13 protein-coding genes are annotated in these 14,053 nt (G+C 67.5%); 5 read left to right on the top strand and 8 right to left on the bottom strand.

Annotated elements, in window-relative coordinates:
- Positions 1-46: 46 nt before the first annotated feature.
- Positions 47-1,216: a bifunctional 2-methylcitrate synthase/citrate synthase gene (gene prpC / locus BLQ28_RS04265; RefSeq protein ID WP_093237286.1), complete on the bottom strand. Its 1,170-nt coding sequence runs from the start codon at positions 1,214-1,216 to the stop codon at positions 47-49.
- Positions 1,213-1,629 (bottom strand): acyl-CoA thioesterase, encoded by a 417-nt coding sequence (locus tag BLQ28_RS04260; protein ID WP_256327161.1) that lies wholly within the window; start codon positions 1,627-1,629, stop codon positions 1,213-1,215. The genes prpC and BLQ28_RS04260 overlap by 4 nt, the downstream gene beginning before the upstream one ends.
- A 121-nt stretch (positions 1,630-1,750) precedes the next feature.
- Between BLQ28_RS04260 and BLQ28_RS04255 the strand changes: the two genes are divergently transcribed.
- Positions 1,751-3,265, top strand: a complete 1,515-nt coding sequence (locus BLQ28_RS04255; protein WP_093237284.1) for a short-chain fatty acyl-CoA regulator family protein — start codon at positions 1,751-1,753, stop codon at positions 3,263-3,265.
- On the opposite strand, the gene BLQ28_RS04250 is transcribed toward BLQ28_RS04255, so the two are convergent.
- A complete protein-coding gene (locus tag BLQ28_RS04250) occupies positions 3,207-4,061 on the bottom strand; it encodes a hypothetical protein (protein ID WP_093237283.1) in 855 nt (284 codons plus the stop codon). The two genes, BLQ28_RS04255 and BLQ28_RS04250, sit on opposite strands and share 59 nt — an antisense overlap.
- A gap of 41 nt (positions 4,062-4,102) precedes the next feature.
- Positions 4,103-6,448: a 5-methyltetrahydropteroyltriglutamate--homocysteine S-methyltransferase gene (metE, locus tag BLQ28_RS04245; RefSeq protein WP_093237282.1), complete on the bottom strand. Its 2,346-nt coding sequence runs from the start codon at positions 6,446-6,448 to the stop codon at positions 4,103-4,105.
- Positions 6,449-6,560: 112 nt separating this feature from the next.
- On the opposite strand from metE, the gene BLQ28_RS04240 reads away from it, so the two are divergent.
- Positions 6,561-7,487 (top strand): LysR family transcriptional regulator, encoded by a 927-nt coding sequence (locus BLQ28_RS04240; protein WP_093237281.1) that lies wholly within the window; start codon positions 6,561-6,563, stop codon positions 7,485-7,487.
- Between the two features lie 138 nt (positions 7,488-7,625).
- Here the strand turns inward: BLQ28_RS04240 and BLQ28_RS04235 are convergent, their stop codons facing one another.
- From BLQ28_RS04235 to gcvA, 3 genes are read right to left on the bottom strand one after another with little or no spacing between them, the layout of a single operon-like run.
- On the bottom strand, positions 7,626-8,366 hold the full coding sequence (locus BLQ28_RS04235; protein ID WP_256327160.1) for a hypothetical protein: 741 nt from the start codon (positions 8,364-8,366) through the stop codon (positions 7,626-7,628).
- A gap of 5 nt (positions 8,367-8,371) precedes the next feature.
- Positions 8,372-9,043 carry a DUF1345 domain-containing protein gene (locus BLQ28_RS04230; RefSeq protein ID WP_256327159.1) on the bottom strand — a complete coding sequence of 224 codons (672 nt, stop codon included), beginning with the start codon at positions 9,041-9,043 and terminating at the stop codon, positions 8,372-8,374.
- Between the two features lie 24 nt (positions 9,044-9,067).
- Positions 9,068-10,048 carry a transcriptional regulator GcvA gene (gcvA, locus tag BLQ28_RS04225; RefSeq protein WP_093237279.1) on the bottom strand — a complete coding sequence of 327 codons (981 nt, stop codon included), beginning with the start codon at positions 10,046-10,048 and terminating at the stop codon, positions 9,068-9,070.
- A gap of 190 nt (positions 10,049-10,238) precedes the next feature.
- Between gcvA and BLQ28_RS04220 the strand changes: the two genes are divergently transcribed.
- Genes BLQ28_RS04220 through BLQ28_RS32900 form a run of 3 tightly spaced genes read left to right on the top strand, consistent with a single transcriptional unit; the run spans position 10,239 to position 13,089 of the window.
- The gene (locus BLQ28_RS04220; protein ID WP_256327158.1) at positions 10,239-11,600 is read left to right on the top strand and encodes an amidase; all 1,362 of its coding nucleotides are present in this window, start codon (positions 10,239-10,241) and stop codon (positions 11,598-11,600) included.
- 12 nt (positions 11,601-11,612) lie between these two features.
- The gene (locus tag BLQ28_RS04215; RefSeq protein ID WP_093237707.1) at positions 11,613-12,956 is read left to right on the top strand and encodes an MCT family MFS transporter; all 1,344 of its coding nucleotides are present in this window, start codon (positions 11,613-11,615) and stop codon (positions 12,954-12,956) included.
- Positions 12,928-13,089: a hypothetical protein gene (locus BLQ28_RS32900; RefSeq protein ID WP_176801004.1), complete on the top strand. Its 162-nt coding sequence runs from the start codon at positions 12,928-12,930 to the stop codon at positions 13,087-13,089. The genes BLQ28_RS04215 and BLQ28_RS32900 overlap by 29 nt, the downstream gene beginning before the upstream one ends.
- A gap of 45 nt (positions 13,090-13,134) precedes the next feature.
- Here the strand turns inward: BLQ28_RS32900 and mmsB are convergent, their stop codons facing one another.
- The gene (gene mmsB / locus BLQ28_RS04210; RefSeq protein WP_093237277.1) at positions 13,135-14,031 is read right to left on the bottom strand and encodes a 3-hydroxyisobutyrate dehydrogenase; all 897 of its coding nucleotides are present in this window, start codon (positions 14,029-14,031) and stop codon (positions 13,135-13,137) included.
- Positions 14,032-14,053: the final 22 nt, after the last annotated feature.

Genomic DNA, 14,053 nt, shown 5'->3' with positions numbered 1-14,053 from the left:
CGCGCATTGCACGCCCTCCGGCGCATTCGCGCCCTCGGGATTTGTCCTATCGACGCTGTGCGATCGGCACGAAGACCTGGTCTTCGGGGCCGGTGTAGTTCGCGCTCGGGCGAATGATCTTGTTGTCCTGTCGCTGCTCGATGATGTGCGCGGCCCAGCCGCTGGTGCGCGCGATGACGAAGAGCGGCGTGAACATCGCGGTCGGCACGCCCAGCATGTGATAGCTCACGGCACTGAACCAGTCGAGGTTCGGGAACATCTTCTTCGCGTCCCACATCACGGTTTCGAGCCGCTCCGCGATGTCGTACATGCGGGTCGATCCGGCCTCGTCCGACAGCTGCTTCGCCACGCGCTTGATGACCACGTTGCGCGGGTCCGACACGGTGTAGACCGGGTGGCCGAAGCCGATGACGACCTCCTTGGCTTCCACGCGGCGGCGAATGTCGGCCTCGGCCTCGTCGGGCGTGTCGTAGCGCTTCTGGATCTCGAAGGCCACCTCGTTCGCGCCGCCATGCTTGGGGCCGCGGAGCGCGCCGATGGCGCCCGTGATGGCCGAGTACACATCCGACCCCGTGCCCGCCACCACGCGCGCGGTGAAGGTCGAGGCATTGAACTCATGCTCTGCGTAGAGGTTGAGCGAGGTGTGCATCGCACGCGCCCAGCTCGCGGAAGGCGCGCGGCCGTGCAGCAGATGCAGGAAGTGCGCGCCGATGGAGTCGTCGTCCGTCTCGACCTCGATGCGCCGCCCCTGCGTCGACCAGTGGTACCAGTACAGCAGCATCGAGCCCAGCGACGCCATCAGCCGGTCGGCGATGTCGCGTGCGCCGGGCAGCGAATGGTCGTCCTTCTCGGGCAGCACGCAGCCGAGCGCCGAGACGCCCGTGCGCATCACGTCCATCGGATGCGCGCTGGCGGGCAGCCGCTCCAGCGCTTCCTTCACGCTCGCCGGCAGGCCGCGCATCGCCTTCAGGCGCCCCTTGTACGCACGCAGCTCGGCGCCGCTCGGCAGCTTGCCGTGCACCAGCAGGTGCGCGATCTCCTCGAACTCGCAGACGTCGGCAATGTCGAGGATGTCGTAGCCCCGGTAGTGCAGGTCGTTGCCCGTGCGGCCCACGGTGCACAGCGCCGTGTTGCCCGCGGTCACACCCGAGAGTGCGACGGATTTCTTCGGCTTGAAGCCAGGGGTGGCTTGCACGGTATCGATCACTGCGGTCATACGGTCTCCTCGAATGTTTCTTCGTCATGAAGGCGCGACGGCGTCATCAGCCGCACCGGGCGTCCGGTGGCGTCGACCGCCACCATCTCGAATTCGCCCTCGAGCACGCAGGAGAGCGCCTCGGTGGCCACGTCCTGCACGCTGCCGCGCACGCGCACCGTGAGCGAGCTGCGGCCGACGCGCGACACCTCGGTGTCGAACACCAGCGTGCTGCCCAGCCGCACCGGCGCATGGAACAGCACCTCGCCGCAGCGCGCCATCACCACGTCGCCGCGCACGAAGCTCCGGCCGCAGAGAAAGGCAGCCTTCGACATCAGCTGCAGCGCCTGCCCGCCGAACAGCGTGCCGTAGTGGTTGGTGTGTTCGGGGAACACCACTTCGATGAGGCGGACCCGGCCGCGAGTGCTTTGCATGATTCGCAATTTACGCAAGATCGTGCCCATAATGAAGGCCTGAATTGGCGAATGATTGCGAAGGCATTGCCGCCAGATTTGCGAATTCTGCGAATCACAAAAAAGAGAACTGGACCGAACGATGAAGAAGACCTTCATGGGCGTGCGCCTGCGCAGCCTGCGCGAAGAGCGCGGCCTGAGCCAGCTCGCGCTCGCGCAGCAGCTCGGCCTGTCGCCCAGCTACCTGAACCAGATCGAGCAGAACCAGCGGCCGCTCACCGTGCCGGTGCTGCTGCGGTTGCACGCCACGCTGGGCGTCGACATCCAGGCTTTTTCAGAAGACGAAGAAGCGCGCCTCATCGCCAGCCTGCGCGAGGCGCTGGCCGACAACCCCGGCGGCGATGCCGTCGCACTCGCCGAGCTGCGCGAAGTGGCCACGCAGATGCCCGCCGTGGGCCGTGCGCTGGTGGCGCTGCACCAGCGCCATCGCGATGCCATGGAGCGGCTCGAAGCCCTGGCCGGCGAACTCGGCGACAGCCGCGGCGACCTCGCCCGCCTGCCGCAGGCACGGCCCATGCCCTTCGAGGAAGTGCGCGACTTTTTCTTTGCGCACCAGAACCACATCGCGCCGCTCGACGATGCAGCCGAAGCCTTCGCCGCGCAGTGGAAGCTGCGCGAGGGCAACCCCGGCGACCGCCTCGCGCACCGGCTGCTGGAGCGGCACGGCGTGCAGGTGGTGCCCGCCGAAGATGGCGATGCGGGCGCGCAGCGGCGCTTCGACCCCGCCTCGCGCGTGCTGCGGCTCTCGCCCCACCTGGAGCCCGGCCAGCACGCTTTCCAGCTTGCCACGCAGCTGGCTTTCTTCGAACTCGGCGACATGCTCGATGAACTGGTGGCCGCGGCACCGCTCTCGAGCGACACGGCCCGTTCGCTGGCGCGCATCGGCCTTGCCAACTACTTCGCCGCCGCGCTGCTGCTGCCCTATGGCGAGTTTCTTGAAACCGCCGAGCACCTGCGCTACGACATCGACCAGCTGGCGCGCCGCTTCGGCGTGGGCTTCGAGACCATCTGCCACCGCCTGAGCTCGCTGCAGCGGCCCGATGCGCGCGGCGTGCCCTTCTTCCTGATTCGCGTCGACCGCGCAGGCAATATCTCGAAGCGGCAGTCGGCCACGCACTTTCACTTCTCGAAGACCGGCGGCACCTGCCCGCTGTGGAACGTGTACGAGGCCTTCGCGCAGCCGGGCCGCGTGCTCACGCAGCTCGCGCGCATGCCCGATGGCCGCGCCTACCTGTGGATCGCGCGCACCGTCTCGCACGGCTATCGCGGCTACGGCTCACCCAACAAGACTTTCTCGATCGGCCTGGGCTGCGACATCAGCCACGCCACGCGGCTCGTCTATTCCAAGGGCATGGACCTGCGCGACCCCGAAGTGCCCACGCCCATCGGCGCAGGCTGCAAGGTCTGCGAACGCGAGGCCTGCCCGCAGCGCGCCTTTCCCTTCGTGGGCCGGCCACTCGACGTGGACGAAAACCAGAGCCGCTTCATGCCCTATGCCGCAGCGCCCGACAAGCACGGCACCGCGCGGGCCACCGGCCTCAAGAGCGCGGCCAGGCGCGCAGCATCGTCCGGATCGCCACCGCGCCGCTCGCCTTGACTTCGGCGCGGTAGGTGCCCAGCAGCGCCTCGCGTTCAGCCGCGGCCTGCGGGTCGTTGCGCCATGCGAGCAATGCAGCCACGTCTTCGTCGGGCAGAGCACAGAGCAGCACCAGCGTCACCTGCCGTTCGACCTCGCGCGCCACGATCAGCAGGTTGCGCGCGTGCGTCGAAGTCACGCCGCGCGACCACAGCGTGTCGAGGGCCGAATCGAGCGTGCTGTTCGGCAGCGAGGTGAACTGCCCGCCATTGCCGCGCGCCAGTTGCTTGACGACCGCAGCCAGCAGCAGCTGGCTCGAGAAGTCGACTTCGCGCATCTCGGCCACGGCCATGCGCCCCAGCAGTTCGACGCGCACGGGATCGGTCAGCCGGGCCTGTTGCTGGTTGATGAACTCGGATTTGGCGGCATCGTTCTTCGCAGCGTAGTCGATGCGCAGTTGCGCAAGGCGGGCCACCGCGGCCAGCACCTGCGGGCTCGGTGCGGCGCCGCCCTTGCCGGCCGTTGCCACTTCCTGCCGGATCGCGCTCACGGAGGCTTTGACATCGAAGGCGCGTGTCGCGGCCACGTCCAACGCCTTGAGCGCCTTGTCCGCAATGGCCTGGTCGTCGGGGTCCAGCTGCTCGCGCGCGCCGCGCACCACGGCACCCGGCCCATAGAAGGCCTGGTAACGCGTCTGCACGCCCTCGAATTGCAGCAGGGCTTGCGCGCGGTCTTGCGCCCAGCCCATCAAGGGGGCCAGGAGCAACAGAAGCAACAGGGAGAAACGGAACGAAGACAGGCGGGTCGGGGAATGCATGGCGCCATTATTGGCTTGCCCGCATTCCCCCCGATGTCCCGTCAGGCCGAGCCCAGTTCCTTGCGCAGCAGCTTCGCGGCCGTGACCATGTTCGACAGCGCCGCCTCGGTCTCGGGCCAGCCACGGGTCTTGAGGCCGCAGTCGGGGTTGATCCAGAGGTTCTCGTGCGGCACCACGCCGGCGGCCTTGCGCATCAGGCGAACGATTTCGTCGACCGACGGCACGCGCGGCGAGTGAATGTCGTACACGCCGGGGCCGATCTCGTTCGGGTAGCGGAAGCCCCCCGCGTTGTTCTCGCCACCGAAGCCGCGCAGCAGCTCCATGTCGGAGCGGCTGGTCTCGATGGTGATGACGTCGGCGTCCATCGCGGCGATCTCCGGCAGGATGTCGTTGAACTCCGAATAGCACATGTGCGTGTGGATCTGCGTCTCGTCGCGCACGCCCGAGGCACTGATGCGGAAGGCGCGCGTGGCCGACGCCAGGTACGCGGGCCAGCCGGCACGGCGCAACGGCAGGCCTTCGCGGATGGCGGGTTCGTCGATCTGGATGATGCCGATGCCCGCGCCTTCGAGGTCCACCACTTCGTCGCGGATCGCCCAGGCGATCTGCTCGCAGGTGGTGGCGCGCGGCTGGTCGTCACGCACGAAGGACCACTGCAGGATGGTGACCGGGCCGGTCAGCATGCCCTTCATCGGCAGCTTGGTGAGGCTCTGCGCATAGGCCGTCCATTCGACCGTCATGGCCGTGGGGCGCGCCACGTCGCCGAAGATCACCGGCGGCTTGACGCAGCGCGAACCGTACGACTGCACCCAGCCGTTGGCGGTGAAGGCAAAGCCGTCGAGCTGTTCGCCGAAGTACTCGACCATGTCGTTGCGCTCGGCCTCACCGTGCACCAGCACGTCGATGCCCAGTTCTTCCTGCTTGCGCACGGCCAGTGCGATCTCGGCGCGCATCTTCTCTCGGTAGCCGGCGGCATCGAGCTCGCCGCGCTTGAAGGCGGCACGCGCGGCGCGGATGTCCGAGGTCTGCGGGAACGAGCCGATGGTGGTGGTGGGCAGCGAAGGCAGCGCGAAGCGCGTGCGCTGCACCTGCTGGCGCGCCGGGAAGGCCGACCCGCGCGCATCGTCGCCGGCCACGCTGCGCGCCAGGCGCAGCGCCACTTCGGCGCGGTGCACGCGCGGGCTGGCGCGGCGGGCGGCCACCGACGCGCGGCTCACGGCCAGCTCATTGGCGACCGAGGCCTCGTTGCCATCGACCTCCGCGCGCAGCACGCGCAGCTCATCGAGCTTTTCGATCGCGAAGGCGAGCCACGACTTCAGCTCGGTGTCGAGCTTCGTTTCTGCCGCCAGGCTGAAAGGCACATGCAGCAGCGAGCACGACGGCGCGATCCAGAGTTCGCCCTTGTGCTTTTCGACGACGGGCTTGAGCTTGGCCAGCGCCGCATCGACGTCGGTGCGCCAGATGTTGCGGCCATCGACCACGCCCACCGACAGCACCTTGTGCGCGGGCAGCCAGTCGGCCACGCCGGTCAGCTCCTGCGGCGCGCGCACCGCGTCCACATGCAGGCCCGCCACCGGCAACTGGCAGGCCAGGCGCAGGTTCTCGGACAGCGGCGAGAAGTACGTGGCCAGCAGCAGCTTGGGTGCGCTGCGGGCGAGCTGCCAATAAGCGCGCTCGAAGGCATTGCGCCACGCTTCGGGCAGGTCGAGGCCGAGGATGGGCTCGTCGATCTGCACCCATTCCACGCCCTGCTGCTTCAGCCGCGTGAGCACCTGCTCGTAAACGGGCAACAGCGCATCGAGCAGCGAGAAGCGGTCGAAGCCCGCCTGCTTTTCCTTGCCCAGGTACAGGAAGCTCAATGGCCCGAGCAGCACGGCCTTGACGGCGTGGCCGGCCTGCTGCGCCTGCGCCACTTCATCGAACAGGCGCGACGACGCGAGCTTGAACTGCGTGTCGGCCTTGAACTCGGGCACGAGGTAGTGGTAGTTGGTGTCGAACCACTTGGTCATCTCCAGCGCGAAAGTGCCTTCGGCGCCGTGGTTGCAGTTGGCATCGTGCACGTGGCCCACTTCGTCTTCCACGCCGCGCGCCATCTTGAAGTAACGCGAAAGCTCAGGCTCGTCGCCCTTGAAGTCGAAACGCGCCGGCTCGCAGCCGAGCAGCTGGATGTGATTGGCCACGTGGTCGTAGTAGGCGAAGTCGCCCACGGTGACGAAGTCGAGCCCCGCATCGCGCTGGGCCTGCCAGTGGCGCGCGCGCAGCGTCTCGCCGACAGCTTCGAGCGCGGCGCGGTCGATCTCGCCGCGCCAGTGCTTTTCGAGGGCGAACTTCAGTTCCCGGTTGGCGCCCATGCGCGGAAAGCCGAGGGTGTGGGTACGGGTGGTCATTTGCAGGTAATCCGGTCGCTGATCTTGGGAATCCACGATGGTCGGCGTTTGAGGCATATGATTCAAACGAAACCTTTTGCCCATTCGCTTGAATCATTTTCACGTTGCCTTCATGTCGCAATCGATCCTTGAAATACGCCACCTGCGCACACTCGTCGCGCTGCGCGACACCGGCAGCCTGGTGCGTGCCGCGCAACTGCTCAACCTCACGCAGTCGGCGCTGTCGCACCAGATCAAGCTGCTCGAAGACCGCTATGGCGCGCAGCTCTTCGAGCGCAAGTCGGTGCCGCCGCAGTTCAGCACCACCGGGCTGCGGCTGCTGCAACTGGCCGACACCGCCCTGCCGTTGATCGAAGAAGCCGAGCGCGACGTGGCGCGGCTCGCGCTGGGGCGCAGCGGCCAACTGCGCATCGTGGTCGAGTGCCACACCTGCTTCGACTGGCTGATGCCAGCCATGGATGCCTTTCGCCAGCGCTGGCCCGAGATCGAACTCGACATCGTCTCGGGCTTCCATCCCGATCCGATCGCGCTGGTGATGCAGAACCGCGCCGAAGTGGCGATCGTGTCGGAGCAGGACCCCGACGAAACGGTCGACTACCACGCACTGTTCCGCTTCGAGATCATGGCGCTGCTGGCCAACGACCATCCGCTGACGGCCAAGGCGCACCTCACGGCAAGGCACTTTGCCGACCAGACGCTCATCACCTACCCCGTGCCCGACGAGATGCTCGACATCGTGCGGCAGGTGCTGCTGCCCGCCGGCGTGACGCCCGCGCACCGACGCACCACCGAACTCACGGTGGCGATGCTGCAACTGGTGGCCAGCGGGCGTGGCGTGGCCACGCTGCCGCTCTGGGCGGTGCAGAACTACCTGGACCGCGGCTACGTCACGGCGCGCCGCGTCGGCGCCAGGGGGCTGACGGGCCGGCTCTACATGGCCTGCACGCAGGCCACGTCGGGCCAGCCCTGGCTTGCGGACTTCGTGCGCATCACGCGCGAGAGCTGCTTCAAGAGCCTGCCCGGCATCGAGCTGCTGTAGGCCTTCGATTCCGGTTTTTCTCCTTCCCCTTCCGGGGGAAGGCCGGGATGGGGGCAGGCCTTGGATGAAGCGCCGCGCTCATTGGGAGCGCCGTCAAGCCCCCACCCTGCCCTCCCCCAGAGGGGGAGGGGAAAAACGCTAAAACCGCGTCCCAACGGACAGCCGCACCATGTTCTGCGGCGTGAAGTTCACCTTCGGGTCATAGGCCGCGCGAACGAACCAGCGCGGCCAGTCGTAGGTGACGGTCAGGCCGGTGCGGCGAATGAACTGGCCGTCCACCGTGCCCTGCTTGGCCAGCAGGTCGACGGTCAGGCGCTGGCGATCAGGCAAGGGCACGCGGTAGACGAGGTGCACGTCCTGCTGGTCGGGATTCATGCGGTTGTCGCGGATCAGCGAGAGCGACAGCGCCGTGCCGTTTTGCCACTTGTAGCCGCCATAGACCGTGTACGAGTCGTTGGGGTCGAAATTGAGATTCGCGTAGTTGCGAAGGTTCGTGCGCCCCAACCCCGTGCCGATGAACCAGCTGTCGCCCGTCTCGACCGCGAGGCTGCCGCCCACGAAGCCGCCCGAAGCGGCCTGCAGCGACGGCAGCAGCCGCAACGGCCCCAGCGTGAAGGTGTGGTCCCATCCCACGCGGGGCTGGGCGAAGTCGAGCACCGGCGAGCGGAACCAGCCCACCCAGACATTGCCGTCGCCGTAGGTGTAGCGCAGGTTCATGTCGAGCCCCGGCCCCGGAGGCAGGCCACCGCCGGACACGCGGTAGGCGCCGATGGTGAGCTTGAACGGTGGCTCGGCCGGCTCATCGTCGGCCCAGGCAGGTGGCGCAAGACATGGCACGACGGCGGCTGCGAAGAGGCAGGCGATTCGACGACAGGGCATGGCGCTCAAAACATGCTCGCGCCGATGTTGATGAGCAGGGCCAGCACCGTCGTGTTGAACAGATACGCCAGGATGCAATGGACTGAGCCGATGCGCCGCATCGGCCGCGAGACGATGGACACGTCCGCCGTCTGCCCCGACGTGCCGATCACCGCCGAAAAATAAAAGAAGTCGCCATACAGCGGCGGCTCGTCGTCCGGGAACTGGATGCCGGGCTTCTGCCCGTGGCACTTCGCGGCGTAGTAGTCGTGCGCGTAGTGCAGCGTGAACATGACCTGCGTGAAGGCCCACGACGACATCACCGTGAGGCCCGCGAGCGTGATGTGCGCGACCTTCTCCAGGCCATGCATGTCCTTCACCACCGCAAGCTCGGCCGCGATGGCCACAAGGCTTGCAATGGCGGACAGCACCACCAGCACGAGGATCACGAGCTGCCCCTCGTCCTGCAGCTGGGCGCGGTGGCGCATGTGCTGCGGCGAAGACCGGATCATCATGACCGCCGCGAGCAGCACGTACAGGCACGCACCCGTGTTCCACGCAATAAGCAGGCGCGTGACGAGGTGCGTGTCAAGCGCCGACGGCAGGAGGACGCCCACCGCGATGGCGATGGCCGTGGCAATGAAGAGCCGCGGCCGCGCGGCCATCTGGCGAAAAAGTCGGTGTCGTGGGAGTTTCATTGAATGTTCGGCAAGGCTGCGCCGTCAGGACGACGGCGCCGAGGCTTTGCCCTTGAATGTCGGTGAACTTCTCTTGCGGCCACCTGACGAAGCGCGCTTCGCCGCCACGGCGGCGGGCGCATTGCGCGCGACTTCGAGCAGCCATTCACGAAAGGCCACGACTTTCGGCCGCGCCTCGCTGCTTTCCGGATAGACGAGGTAGTAGGCGAAGTCTTCCAGCCACGTCACGTCCGAAAGCTGCACGAGGCGGCCTTCGGCGATCTCCGATGCCACTACCGCCAACGGCAGCAGCGCGGCGCCCTGCCCCGCAAGCACCGACTTCAGCAGCAGGCCTGCATCGTCGAACGACGGGCCGCGCGCCGGCCCCGTGTCGTTGATGCCCTGTGCCTGGAACCACAGCGCCCAGCCCTTGCGTTCGGCGTCGTTCACGCGCGGCCAGCGCGTGAGATCGGCAGGCGTCGCCGGCATGCCGAGGCGCTTGACCAGCGCGGGCGTAGCGACGGGCACGATCTCCACCGTCAGCACGCGCCGGCTGCTCAGGCCCGGATAGCGGCCAAGGCCGTGCCGGATCGCGACGTCGACGCCATCGCGCGAAAAATCGGCGAGCGCGCTGCCGGTCAGCACCTGCAGGTCGATGTCGGGGTGTGCATCTTGAAAGGACTTCAGGCGCGGCACCAGCCACGCGGACGCAAAGAACGGCGTGGCGCTCACGGTGAGGATGCCCGTCTCGGGCGGCACGGCCACACGGCGCGTGGCGTCGCTGATCTGCCGGAACGCGTTGCGCACCGGCGGCAGGTAGGCCTGCCCTGCATCGGTGAGAAAGATGCCGCGATTCACACGGCGAAAGAGATCGACGCCAAGGTGCAGCTCCAGCGTCTTGATCAACTGGCTCACGGCGCCGGGCGTCACGCTCAGCTCATCCGCGGCGTTCTTGACCGAGAGATGGCGCGCGGCGGCCTCGAAGGCGCGCAGCCCGTTGAGCGGTGGAAGCTGGTGCTCTGTCATTTAGTTAATCTGATCCGATAGAGAAAGAAATTCTGGTTTGCGAAGGGATTGTGGAAGTCGGAATATTGGCACAACCGATAACCGAATGGGAACCACCTTGCTGCGAACACCCGATCTTCAAAGCCTCAGATATTCTGATTCTTCAGGCACTACCAAAAGCGACGATCTTCACTACCTCGAAATCGCCGAATTGGCCGAGCGCATCCGCACGCGCCGAACCTCGCCCGTTGCTGCCACGCGTGCGCAACTCGACCGCATCGCCGCCCTCGACGGCACGCTCCACAGCTACGCGTTGGTGATGGCTGACGCGGCGATGGCGCAGGCCGAAGCAGCACAGGCCGAGCTCGCCGCGGGCCGGTACCGCGGCCCGCTGCACGGTGTGCCCATCGCGGTGAAGGACCTGTGCCACACGGCAGGCTTCGCCACGGCGGCCGGCATGGCGATCCACAGGGACCACGTTCCGACCGAAGACGCGACCGTCGTGCGGCGCCTGAAGGACGCCGGCGCGGTGCTGCTGGGCAAGCTGCAGCTCACCGAAGGCGCGTACTCGGATCATCACCCGTCCATCGTGCCGCCAGTCAATCCATGGAATGCGGCGCATTGGCCCGGCATGTCGTCCAGCGGCTCGGGCGTGGCGACGGCCGCGGGCTTGTGCCATGGCGCGCTGGGCTCCGACACCGGCGGGTCGATCCGCTTTCCCTGCGCGGCCAACGGCCTCACCGGCATCAAGCCGACTTGGGGCCGGGTGAGCCGGCATGGCGTGTTCGAGCTGGCCGCGTCGCTGGACCACGTGGGCCCGATGGCCCGCAGCGCGGTCGATGCGGGTTTGCTGCTCGGCGCGATCGCAGGCAGCGATGCGAACGACCCCACGGCAGCGCTCGACCCGGTGCCGGACTTCGCGGCCGCCGCGTGCCGGGAAGTGCGCGGGTTGCGCATTGGCATCAATCCCGCGTGGAACAGCGAAGGCGTGGACGCGGAGACGCAAGCGGTGCTGCAGCAGGCGGCCGAAGCCTTCCGCGCGCTCGGCGTGGATGTCGTCGAACTGCGCTTGCCAGACGTGACGCAGGCCGTGGCCGACTGGTTTCCCCTCTGCGCCGTGGAGGCGGCCGTGGCACACGAAGCCACCTACCCGCTGCACAAGAACGCCTACGGCCCGGTGCTCGCATCCGTCATCGAGGTCGGCCTTTCGGTGCACGGCACTGACCTTCAGAAAATCACGCGGCGCCGCATGAACCTGCGCGGCCGCGTCAGCGCGCTTTTCACCAACGTCGACTTGCTGCTGGTGCCGGAGCAACCCTTCGCATCGCCCACCGTTGCCATGATGCAGACATTGGGCGAAACGCCGACACTGGTGTCGGCCCTGCTGCGCTACACCTGCCCCTTCGACATGACCGGCCATCCGACGATCACGCTGCCCGGTGGTGCGACCGGTGCGGGCATGCCGCTCGCCTTCCAGCTCGTTGCGGCGCACATGGACGAAGCGACGCTGGTTCGCGCGGGCGCCGCGTTCCAGCGCATCACCGCGTGGCACCGTCGCCATCCACTGGACTGAATGAAGAACAACATGAAGACCACACCGTTGAACTCCTCTTCCACTGCGACCAGCACCGGCCTCTTTCGCGGCTGGCTGGTGGTCGCGGGCGCCTTCGCCGTCACCTTCGTCGGCTTCGGCTGCGCCTACACCTTCAGTGCCTTTCTCGAATCGCTGCAGAAAGACTTCGGCGCCTCACGCGGCTCGGTCTCGCTCGTGTTCTCGCTTGCGGGCTTTCTCTACTTCGGGCTGGGCGTGCTGAGCGGACCGCTGGCCGACCGCTGGGGCTCGCGGCGGCTGGCCGTGGCGGGCATGGTGCTGGTCGGGCTGGGTCTTGCAGTTGCCAGCCAGGCGCACAGCCTGACGCAGATCTACCTGGCCTACGGGCTGGGGATCGGGCTCGGGGTCGGCGCTTCCTACGTACCGGTGCTGGGCGCGGTGCAGCGCTGGTTCGTCAGGCGGCGCGGCTTCGCCTCGGGGCTGGCCGTGAGCGGCATCGGCGTGGGCACGCTGGTGATGCCGCCGCTGGCGTCCTTCCTTATCGAGCAACTGGGGTGGCGGCATGCCTACCTGGCGCTCGGCATCCTCGCGGCGGTGGTGGGCGTGGGCATGGCAATGTTGATCGAGAACGACCCGCGCGACCGCGGACTCGGCCCCGACGGCGACCCGCCGCAGCCGCAGGCCGCATCGGCCAGGCCGGAAGGCTTCACGGTGCGCGACGCCGTGCGGTCAAGGCGCTTTGCCGGCCTCTACGCTGCGTGCCTCATCAGTTCGTTCGGACTGTTCGTGCCCTTCGTGCACCTGGTGCCCTACGCGCTCGACCATGGCGTGGCATCGACTTCCGCCGTGCTGCTGCTGGGTGCGATCGGCGTCGGCAGCACGGCCGGGCGCTTCTTTCTCGGCGGGCTGGCCGATCGCATGGGGCGGCCGCACACCATGCTGCTGATGTCCACGGGCATGGCGCTGTCGCTGCTCGTGTGGGCGGTGTCGGGCGGGTTCTGGGGGCTGGCCGTTTTCGCGTTTGCCTACGGCGTGTTCTACGGCGGCTTCGTCGCGCTGCTGCCGGCGCTGGTGATGGACTATTTCGGCGGGCGCAACATCAGCGCGATCATCGGCGTGCTCTACACCAGCGTGGCGGTGGGCACGCTGGTCGGACCGAGCGCCGCCGGCTTTGCCTTCGACATCAGCCACAGCTACATGCTGCCGATTCTCTTCAGCGTGGGTGCGAACCTGGTGGCGGCGGCCATCATGGGGGCGATGTCGCGGATGGACTCCAGAGCGGACTCGCGGATGGGTGCAGCTTCTGCAAAGCTTGCCTCACCCACCCCGGCCGGGGGTACAGTCGGGAATGACTCCACAACCGCCCGTCGCCTCTAACCCGCCTCCCGCGGCCGCCTCTGAAGAAATCATCACGGAGACCCAGGCGTTCACGCGCGCCTGGGTTCTTTTCTTCGTGCTGTTCGTCGTCGTGATCGGCATTCTGTGGGCCGTCCAGGCCCACTACGGCTGAGCACCGACCACACCGCTGGCGCTGCCGGCGCTGCGCCGAAGGCCCTCAGGACGCCTTCTGCAGCAGCTTCAGCACGCTCGAGAAATCGAGCGCGCCATGGCCCGCGAGGCTGTGCGCCGCATACAGGCTGCGCGCCAGGCCACCCAATGGCGTGGCCGCGCGCACCGAGGTCGCGTTCTCCTGGGCCAGCCCCAGGTCCTTGAGCATCAGGTCCGTACCGAAACCGCCCGCATAGTTCTTCGATGCGGGCGACGTTTCCATCACGCCCGGCATCGGGTTGTACTTTTCGAGCGCCCAGTTGCCGCCCGAGCTGCGGCGCATGATTTCCGACAGCACCTTCGGGTCGAGTCCGTTGGCCACGCCCAGCGCCAGCGCCTCCGACGTGCCGATCATCAAGATGCCGAGCAGCATGTTGTTGCAGATCTTCGCCGTCTGCCCCGCGCCCGCCGCACCGGCGTGGAAGATGTTGGCGCCCATCTTTTCGAGCACGGGGCGCGCGCGCTCCAGGTCTTTCGTTTCGCCGCCGACCATGAAGGTCAGCGTGCCGGCAATCGCACCACCGGTGCCACCCGACACCGGCGCATCGATCATCGCCACGCCCTTGGCGGCAGCCGCCTCAGCCACCTTGCGCGACGTGGCGGCAGCGATGGTGCTGCTGTCGATCACCAGCGTACCGGCCTTGATGCTGTCGAGCAGGCCGGGCTTGCCCGCACCGCCGAGGAACAGGCCTTCGACGTGCGCGCTGGCCGGCAGCATGCTGATGACGACTTCGGCATCGGCCACCGTCTCGACTGCCGACTTCGCAATGGGCAGGCCCTCGGCGCCGAACTTCTTGCAGGCTTCGGCCGAAAGGTCGAAGGCGCTGAGCGTGTGGCCGGCCTTGTGCAGGTTCATGGCCATCGGACCGCCCATGTTGCCCAGGCCGATGAAAGCGATCTTCATGTGTCTTGTCTCCGTTGTTCTG

Origin of the sequence: Variovorax sp. EL159 (genome assembly GCF_900100965.1) — a bacterium.
GTDB lineage: Bacteria > Pseudomonadota > Gammaproteobacteria > Burkholderiales > Burkholderiaceae_C > Variovorax.
Note: the sequence above shows the minus strand (reverse complement) of the source record. Positions and strands in the feature narration are given on the sequence as shown.

Bases quoted from the DNA above. Each gene is read 5' to 3' on its own strand.
- prpC (WP_093237286.1), bottom strand. From the start codon at position 1,216: ATGACCGCAGTGATCGATACCGTGCAAGCCACCCCTGGCTTCAAGCCG.
- BLQ28_RS04260 (WP_256327161.1), bottom strand. From the start codon at position 1,629: ATGCAAAGCACTCGCGGCCGGGTCCGCCTCATCGAAGTGGTGTTCCCC.
- BLQ28_RS04255 (WP_093237284.1), top strand. From the start codon at position 1,751: ATGAAGAAGACCTTCATGGGCGTGCGCCTGCGCAGCCTGCGCGAAGAG.
- BLQ28_RS04250 (WP_093237283.1), bottom strand. From the start codon at position 4,061: ATGCATTCCCCGACCCGCCTGTCTTCGTTCCGTTTCTCCCTGTTGCTT.
- metE (WP_093237282.1), bottom strand. From the start codon at position 6,448: ATGACCACCCGTACCCACACCCTCGGCTTTCCGCGCATGGGCGCCAAC.
- BLQ28_RS04240 (WP_093237281.1), top strand. From the start codon at position 6,561: ATGTCGCAATCGATCCTTGAAATACGCCACCTGCGCACACTCGTCGCG.
- BLQ28_RS04235 (WP_256327160.1), bottom strand. From the start codon at position 8,366: ATGCCCTGTCGTCGAATCGCCTGCCTCTTCGCAGCCGCCGTCGTGCCA.
- BLQ28_RS04230 (WP_256327159.1), bottom strand. From the start codon at position 9,043: ATGAAACTCCCACGACACCGACTTTTTCGCCAGATGGCCGCGCGGCCG.
- gcvA (WP_093237279.1), bottom strand. From the start codon at position 10,048: ATGACAGAGCACCAGCTTCCACCGCTCAACGGGCTGCGCGCCTTCGAG.
- BLQ28_RS04215 (WP_093237707.1), top strand. From the start codon at position 11,613: ATGAAGACCACACCGTTGAACTCCTCTTCCACTGCGACCAGCACCGGC.
- BLQ28_RS32900 (WP_176801004.1), top strand. From the start codon at position 12,928: ATGACTCCACAACCGCCCGTCGCCTCTAACCCGCCTCCCGCGGCCGCC.
- mmsB (WP_093237277.1), bottom strand. From the start codon at position 14,031: ATGAAGATCGCTTTCATCGGCCTGGGCAACATGGGCGGTCCGATGGCC.